Raw genomic sequence first — 7,926 nt, 5'->3', positions numbered from 1 at the left:
GAAAATGCTAGAAAACTTCGAGGAATGAATTGGCGAGGCGATGAAAGAATAAAATCGAAAGATGATATTTTTACCGCAGAAGAAAATGAAATGAATGAAAAACTGATTAAAGAAGGGAAAGAACAGGAAGAAAAAGGTAAAAACGTTCCGATGAAAGTTAGAAAAGAAACTTTGGATTACGACAAGAAGAACCCAAAACCTCCGATCAAAACAGAACCTCAGGCTAAAGATAAAGACAAATAATTTTATTTAGAACAGTCTCAGTGACGTTTACAGCTTCTTTGCGAATTATTATTTCGCAAAAATTAACCTAAAAAGTTAACCTAAGCGTAAAGTTAAAAAACCTTAGAACCTCAGTACCTTTGCTACTTTGAACCTCAAAAAAATGAATCCAGATTTTATAAAATACCAGGCGCAGACTTCTCCTTATCCACTCGGAATGGAAGTTTCACACGCCATTGGCTCTTACATATACGACACAAACGATAAAAAATATTTAGATTTTGTTGCCGGAGTTTCGGCTTGTACTTTAGGACATCAGCATCCTAGAGTAAATCAGGCTATAAAAGATCAGTTGGACAAATATTCTCATGTAATGGTTTACGGAGAATATTCTCAAAGTCCTGCGGTTCAATATTGCAAATTAATGGCTTCTCTCCTTCCAGAATCTTTAAACAAAACCTATTTGGTAAATTCGGGTACAGAAGCAATTGAAGGCTCTTTAAAACTCGCAAAACGAGTTACAGGCCGCAGTCAGCTTATTTCTTGCCACAACGCTTATCACGGAAACACAATGGGTTCTATGAGCGTTATGGGGTTCGAGGAACGAAAACAGGCTTTTAGACCTTTGTTGCCAGATGTTGATTTTATTACTTTCAATAACGAAGAAGATTTACAAAAAATAACTACCAGAACGGCAGCAATTCTTTTAGAAACCATTCAAGGTGGAGCTGGTTTTATTCAGCCAGAAAACAACTTTCTTGAAAAAGTTCGTAAACGCTGTGATGAGGTTGGAGCTTTGATGATTGTTGATGAAATTCAGCCAGGTTTTGGAAGAACAGGAAAACTTTTTGGCTTTCAAAATTATGATGTTGTTCCAGATATCGTGGTTATGGGTAAAGGAATGGGTGGCGGAATGCCAGTTGGCGCATTCACCGCTTCTGCCGAAAAAATGGATCTTTTAACTGAAAATCCGAAATTAGGGCATATCACTACTTTTGGAGGTCACCCTGTCATTGCGTCAGCTTGCTTGGCTACTTTGCAAGAATTAACTGAAACAAATTTAATGGCAGAAACGCTAGAGAAGGAAAAACTCTTCAGATCGCTTTTGGTACATCCTTTGATTACAGAAGTTAGAGGAAAAGGATTAATGCTTGCTGCAATGACAGAATCGGCAGACATTACAAACGAAGTCATTTTAACCTGTCAAGACAGAGGACTTATTTTATTCTGGCTTTTATTTGAAGGATGCGCAATACGAATTACACCTCCTTTGACTATTTCTGAAGACGAAATTAGAGAAGGTTGTGCTATTATTTTAGACGTTATGGACGGAATAATAAAAAAGAATAACAATTAAAAAAACAAAATCATTTGAGTGCTGCTTTTAATAAAAATGACAGAACTTAATACTCAATTTGTATTTCGGTTAAATCTTTTAGTACAAATAAAAAAATGACAAAACCGAAGCTAATCCCCTAATAATAAAGGAGATTTCTTCCCAAAATAGAATAAAAAACGCTATATATTGTTAATTAAATTGTTCAAAACAATTAATTTCTTATCCTTACAACAACTATATGGTTGCCTAAATTTATATCAGGCTAATTTCAAATATACGAAGTATGCAATTAAGCAACGAAGAAGAAGATTATAACCTATCCCTATCCAAATTTGAGTCGATGTTAAAAACCAACAAAGTACTCTTTTTTGATTCTGAAGAATTCGAAGAAATCATTCTTCATTATTTAGACATAGGTAAGGCTAATTTAGCAAAGAAGGCCTTAAAACTTGCTTTAGACCAGCATCCAAAATCTACAGGCTTAAAATTAGTACAAGTAGAAATGCTAGTTTATGATGATAAACTTGAGATCGCTGAAAAGCTTTTGAATGAGTTATACGCAATTGAACCTAACAACGAGGAAATCTATATCCAGAAAGCCAATATCTGTTCCAAAAGAGACCAGCACGAAAAAGCAGTAGAACTTTTAAAAATTGCGCTTCAATACACTGATGATTATGCAGATGTGTACAATTTGATTGGAATGGAATATCTTTTTATGGATAATCTCGAAATGGCAAAAGACAGTTTCATCAAATGTCTTGAAGAAGACTTAGAAGATCAATCTGCTCTCTATAACGTAGTGTATTGTTTTGAATTTTTAGATCAAAATCAAGAAGCTATTGTTTATCTAAACGAATACATCAACAGAAATCCTTACAGCGAAATTGCTTGGCATCAGCTTGGGCGTCTTCATTATGGCGTAAAAGAATACGAAGAAGCAATTCGTGCGTTTGATTACGCAACGTTAATTGATGACGAATTTTTGGGTGCTTTTATGGAAAAAGCAAAAGCTTATGAGCGCCTAAAAAAATACAACGAAGCAATCGAAAGTTATAACAGAACTATCGAATTGGACGATGCGACTTCGTATGCGCTTCTTCGAATTGGTAAATGTTATGAAAAACTTGGAAATTTAGCGAAGGCAATCCAATATTACAACCAAACTGTACACGAAGATCCGCTTTTAGATAAAGGTTGGATTGCGATTACAGATTTTCATCTTCGCCAAAAAAACTATCAAAAAGCATTATTTTTTGTAAATAAAGCTTTGGCGATTGACAATCAGAATCGTTTGTATTGGAAAAGATATGCAACAATCAACAAACAAATGAATTTCTTTGAAGAAGCCGAATTTGGCTTTAGAAAAGCAGTAGAGTTTGGCGATTATGCATTAGACACTTGGTTATACTGGGTTGATATTCTTCAATTTTTAGGAGAATTTGAAACTGCAATTCAAACTTTATTGCAAGCTTCCGAATATTTCCCTGAAGAAAATGAAATCGAATATCGTTTGGCTGGATTGTATTTTATGATTCAAGACAATACAAAAGCCAAATTCCATTTAAGCAATGGCTTACGGCTAAACTTTGACAATTATATCTTGATCGAAGATTTGTTTCCTGTGGTTTGGACAAAAAAAATAGTAAAAAATTATATAGAAAAACATCGCAAATAAGAATGGTTGATATTTTATTAAGAAGACGTTTTGGATTATTAGGACGCAACATAAGCTACTCTTTTTCAAAAGGTTATTTTACAGAAAAATTTAATAATGAAGTTTTTGCTGGTAACAGCTATGAGAATTTTGACATTTCGGAGATTAATTACTTTACAGAATTAATTAAGAACAATCCTGATTTAAAGGGTTTAAATGTTACCATTCCGTACAAAGAACAAGTTATTCCATTCTTAGATAAATTATCAAAAAAAGCCGCTTTAATTGGTGCTGTAAACACCATTAAGTTTACCAAAAATGGTAAATTAAAAGGCTACAACACCGATTATTACGGATTTAAGAAATCTTTAAAACCATTACTAGAGCCACATCATAAAAAAGCACTTATTTTAGGAACAGGTGGAGCTTCTAAAGGTGTTGCTTTTGCTTTGGATGAATTGAATATTCCGTACACTTTTGTCTCTAGAGAAGCAAAAGAAAACATTATTGATTATGATTTAATCAATGCTACTACTTTTGATAATTTTCAAATTATAATTAATTGCACACCAGTTGGAACGAGTCCAAATATTGATGCTTGTCCAAATTTACCTTACGAGTTTTTTACAGAAAAACATATTGCATACGATTTAATCTACAATCCAGCAGAAACCACTTTCTTGAGAAAAGCAAAAGAAATGGGAGCTGTAATTAAAAATGGACATGATATGCTTATTTTTCAAGCCGAAAAAGCTTGGAAAATCTGGAACAAATAAAAAACAAAATGTTAAAGTAATTTTCGTAAATTAGTCTACTCATTTGCAGACAGTTATGAAAAAACAACTACTTTACTTTAGCATTTTTTTTCTTATTACATTTCTTGCAGTGGCTCAAGACGAGGACATCGACAGAAGCAATAGTCCATTTGCCGAACCTCGTTATCATTACTTTCTGCAAACCATTTTACTATACAACGAATACTTAGACACTAAGAACGGTTCGTATAATACCACAAATTTGCGTGTTTTACAGCCAATAGGCAACAAAGCTTGGAATCTGAGATTTGATTTACCTTTAATTTCGACCAACTCCAATTCTATCAATCAAACTGGACTTGGCGACGTAGGTGCTGGAGTAAGTTTTATTCCTTATTTTAAGAAAAATAACGGAATTGGACTTAGAACCCGTGTCATCTCAAATTCTGCCGCAGATCCAAGTTTTGGCACCGGAAAATGGGTTGTTATCCCTGCTGGTATTTTTGCAAAATACTTCAATCACAAAAGATTTTTATGGTTTGCAACTTTGGAACATTCTCAAAGTTTTGCAGGATCCAGTAATCGAAGCGACATAAGCGTAACCCTATTAGAAAATAACTTGTTATGGTTCTTTGGCAAAAATTGGATTGCTACAGATGTAGCTTTTAGATACAATTACATTTTAGAAGGATTTCAAAATAATGCTTTTATGGAATTTGGCCGAAAAATAACCCCAACAAATTTAGTTTATGTACACCCAAGCGTAGCTTTTGGTGGCGAAAAATCCTATAATTTTGGTATGGAAGTTGGTATACTAATTTTGTTTTAATTAGGAACAAACTGCTAATTAAGCTTTACTTTTTATGATTCATTTATTTTTTTATTTAAAAACCGTAAAAAGTATTATTTCAATCTTATCAATTAAAACACCAAAAATTAATATATGATAGTGCTCAATTGAATTAAACAATAAGAATTTTATCGCAAATTAGCGTATAAACAAAGGATTTATTTTGTAGTTAGAAACACCTTTACTATCTTTCGCACTGTTTAAAATAAAAACCTTATACATTTTTAAAGATGTTAGAAGAAAAGAATGATAACCTGCATGAAGCAGACGGAAAATCTGGAATCGAAATAAATGATTCTGTAACAAATGAAGCAATCGAAATATCAGATTCTGAAACTTTGACCGAAGATTTGGTCTCAGAAACTGAATTGGAACAACAGGAAAATGCTCATCAAGAAGCATTGGATGTTATTACAAATTCAAATGCTGCTGAAGGCGAAGACGAAACTTTAAAGGAACGTCATGACATTCCTATGCAAGATTACAACACGTTTTCTCTAGACGCTCTTGTTGATGAATTAAAAAAACTGGTCAATATAGATAAAGTAATGTCTGTAAAAGATCATATTGAAGAAATCAAAAAGGCTTTCTTATTACAATACAATCACCTTATTGAGGAGAAAAAAGAAGAATTTTTAGCTTCTAATCCAGATCCTAATGAAGAATTTGAATATCATCTTCCTTTAAAATCAAAATTTGATGAATATTATAATGTTTTTAGAGAGAAAAGAAATGCTCACTTTAAACATTTACAAACTAATCTAAAAACCAATTTAGATGCTCGTTTGGCTATTGTTGAAGAATTAAAAGAATTAATTAATCCGCAGGAAAACATTAAAGACACTCTTAAACATTTTAATGAATTAAGAGAAAGATGGAAAAATGCAGGAGCAATTCCGAAAGACAAGTACAATCACGTTTGGAATAATTATCATTTTCACGTTGAAAACTTCTATGATTATCTTCACTTAGATCGTGAGGCTAGAGATTTAGATTTTAAACACAACTTAGAATTAAAGCAAAAAATCATAGCTCGCGTTGAAGAATTGGTTAACGATACAGATGTGAGCAAATCTTTCCGTGAATTACAAGATTTACACAGAATCTGGAAAGAAGAAATTGGACCTGTTTCTAAAGAACATCGTGATGTAATCTGGAATCAATTTAGCGAATTGACTAAAAAAATACACGATAAAAGAGAACTTTTATTTGAAAGCCAAAGAGCAAATGAGCAAAAAAATCTGGAAGTAAAAAAAGAGATTATTGCTAAAATCGAAGCGCTTGGCAGCGAAAAAGTAAATTCTCACTCACAGTGGCTTGTTCAAATTCAGAAAGTAGAAGATTTAAGAAATGAGTTTTTTGCTGCAGGAAAAGTACCTTCTGAAGTAAATGAAGAAACTTGGGCCGCTTTTAAAACTGCAGTTAGAAATTTTAACGCTTTTAAAAATTCTTTTTATAAGGATATCAAAAAAGATCAAAACGATAATCTTAATAAAAAACTGGCTCTTGTTGCTAAAGCTAAAGAATTACAGGAAAGCACCGATTTTCAAGCTACTACACCTGTAATGAAACAAATCCAGGAAGAATGGAAGCAAATCGGCCATGTTCCTAAAAAGTATTCAGACAAAATCTGGAAAGAATTTAAAGATGCTTGTAACCATTATTTTGACAAATTAAAAGAGCATAAGTCTGAAGAAAATAGTGACGAAGTTGCTGCTTTTGACAATAAAAAAACGTATCTAGATACTTTGCGAGCTTTCCAATTGACTGGAGACCACAAAACAGATTTAGATGCCATAAAAGCACATATTGAGACTTGGAAAGGCTTTGGAAAAGTTCCTTTTTCAAGAAGACATATTGAAGGAAAGTTCAATAAAATATTAGATGCTCTTTTTGAAAAACTAAGCTTAAGCAAAAAAGAATCTGAAATGATGCGTTTTGCAAACCGCATTGACTCACTAACCGATAGTAACGATACGCGTAAACTAGACAATGAAAAAATCTTTATTATGCGTAAAATTGAAGAAGTGCAAAATGAAATTTTCCAATTAGAAAACAACATTCAGTTCTTTACTAATACCAAAAATGCTAAAAAAGAGAATTCAATTGTTACAGAGGTTCGCAAAAACATTGCAATTCACAAAGAAAGCCTTGAAGTTTGGAAAGATAAATTGAAACAACTTAGAAACTTAGGACAAGAGTAATTCTAGTCGAATTCTAAAAATAATAAAGTGTAGCGAGCAATTGTTGCACTTTTTTTTGCACTTATTTTTTAACGCAAAGTCCGCAAAGATTTTTAAATATATAAGGTTTTATAAAAACACAAAGTTCGCAAAGCATTACTTAAAAACTTTGTGCGCTTTGCGGTTAAATCGTCATTCCAAAACCTAAAACTTAACAATCTCATTAAATTTCATAAAACTATTCTGCAAAATATTGATTATATTTGAGTTACCACTATTCATTAATATCAAACGAACAACATTTAATACTAATTTTTAAATAATTAAGAATATGAAATTTACAAGAAAAGCGCACGCCAACTGGAAAGGAACCGGTATGGAAGGAAAAGGAACAATAAGCACGCAAAGCACAACTCTAGATAACGCACAACTGTCTTTTAAGACAAGATTTGCTGATGGCGTAGGAACGAATCCAGAAGAATTGGTTGCAGCAGCGCATTCGGGCTGTTTTACAATGCAGTTAAGCTTTTTACTTAATGAAGCTGGCTTTACAGCAGATGATTTAACTACAGAAGCTACCGTGACTTTTGAAGATGGATCAATCACTTTAATTCATTTAGATTTAAAGGGAAAAGTTCCTTCAATTTCTGCAGAAGAATTTGCTTCTACTGCGGCAAAAGCAAAAGAAATCTGTCCGATCTCAAAACTATTAAACACCACAATCACTTTATCAGCTGAATTAATCAGCTAAAAGCATAAAAAAAACCATTCACCGCGGTGAATGGTTTTTTTTTATTTTTAAAAAGCAGTAATTACATTTTTGCTTTTAAAGCTTTAGCTTCTGCAGTCATTTCAAGAGCGTTATAAACTCCTAATAATGTTTTAGAAACATCCTCGTTTTTAGGATCTAATTCGTTAGC

General features: G+C 32.6%; 6 protein-coding genes and 1 pseudogene. All 7 read left to right on the top strand.

The window, feature by feature from the left end; translation table 11 throughout:
- Positions 1-243, top strand: a pseudogene (locus B3J44_RS04065) (OstA-like protein); the annotation flags it as partial.
- Positions 244-385: 142 nt separating this feature from the next.
- The gene (locus tag B3J44_RS04060; RefSeq protein WP_198857206.1) at positions 386-1,579 is read left to right on the top strand and encodes an aspartate aminotransferase family protein; all 1,194 of its coding nucleotides are present in this window, start codon (positions 386-388) and stop codon (positions 1,577-1,579) included.
- Positions 1,580-1,844: 265 nt separating this feature from the next.
- On the top strand, positions 1,845-3,239 hold the full coding sequence (locus B3J44_RS04055; RefSeq protein ID WP_286965972.1) for a tetratricopeptide repeat protein: 1,395 nt from the start codon (positions 1,845-1,847) through the stop codon (positions 3,237-3,239).
- Between the two features lie 2 nt (positions 3,240-3,241).
- The gene (locus tag B3J44_RS04050) at positions 3,242-3,994 is read left to right on the top strand and encodes a shikimate dehydrogenase family protein (protein ID WP_286965971.1); all 753 of its coding nucleotides are present in this window, start codon (positions 3,242-3,244) and stop codon (positions 3,992-3,994) included.
- A 55-nt stretch (positions 3,995-4,049) separates the two neighbouring features.
- The gene (locus B3J44_RS04045; protein ID WP_286965970.1) at positions 4,050-4,802 is read left to right on the top strand and encodes a lipid A phosphoethanolamine transferase; all 753 of its coding nucleotides are present in this window, start codon (positions 4,050-4,052) and stop codon (positions 4,800-4,802) included.
- 251 nt (positions 4,803-5,053) lie between these two features.
- Entirely contained in the window at positions 5,054-7,027 is a 1,974-nt protein-coding gene (locus tag B3J44_RS04040) for a DUF349 domain-containing protein (RefSeq protein ID WP_286965969.1), read from the top strand.
- A 310-nt stretch (positions 7,028-7,337) separates the two neighbouring features.
- A complete protein-coding gene (locus B3J44_RS04035) occupies positions 7,338-7,757 on the top strand; it encodes an OsmC family protein (RefSeq protein WP_111283188.1) in 420 nt (139 codons plus the stop codon).
- The last annotated feature ends 169 nt before the right edge of the window (positions 7,758-7,926 follow it).

It is taken from the genome of Flavobacterium sp. UBA4854, from assembly GCF_002399805.1.
In the GTDB taxonomy this organism is placed as follows: Bacteria; Bacteroidota; Bacteroidia; order Flavobacteriales; family Flavobacteriaceae; genus Flavobacterium; species Flavobacterium ginsengisoli.
This window is presented reverse-complemented; position numbering and strand designations above follow the sequence as displayed.

Coding starts and splice junctions, on each gene's coding strand:
- B3J44_RS04060 (WP_198857206.1), top strand. CDS start 386: ATGAATCCAGATTTTATAAAATACCAGGCGCAGACTTCTCCTTATCCA.
- B3J44_RS04055 (WP_286965972.1), top strand. CDS start 1,845: ATGCAATTAAGCAACGAAGAAGAAGATTATAACCTATCCCTATCCAAA.
- B3J44_RS04050 (WP_286965971.1), top strand. CDS start 3,242: ATGGTTGATATTTTATTAAGAAGACGTTTTGGATTATTAGGACGCAAC.
- B3J44_RS04045 (WP_286965970.1), top strand. CDS start 4,050: ATGAAAAAACAACTACTTTACTTTAGCATTTTTTTTCTTATTACATTT.
- B3J44_RS04040 (WP_286965969.1), top strand. CDS start 5,054: ATGTTAGAAGAAAAGAATGATAACCTGCATGAAGCAGACGGAAAATCT.
- B3J44_RS04035 (WP_111283188.1), top strand. CDS start 7,338: ATGAAATTTACAAGAAAAGCGCACGCCAACTGGAAAGGAACCGGTATG.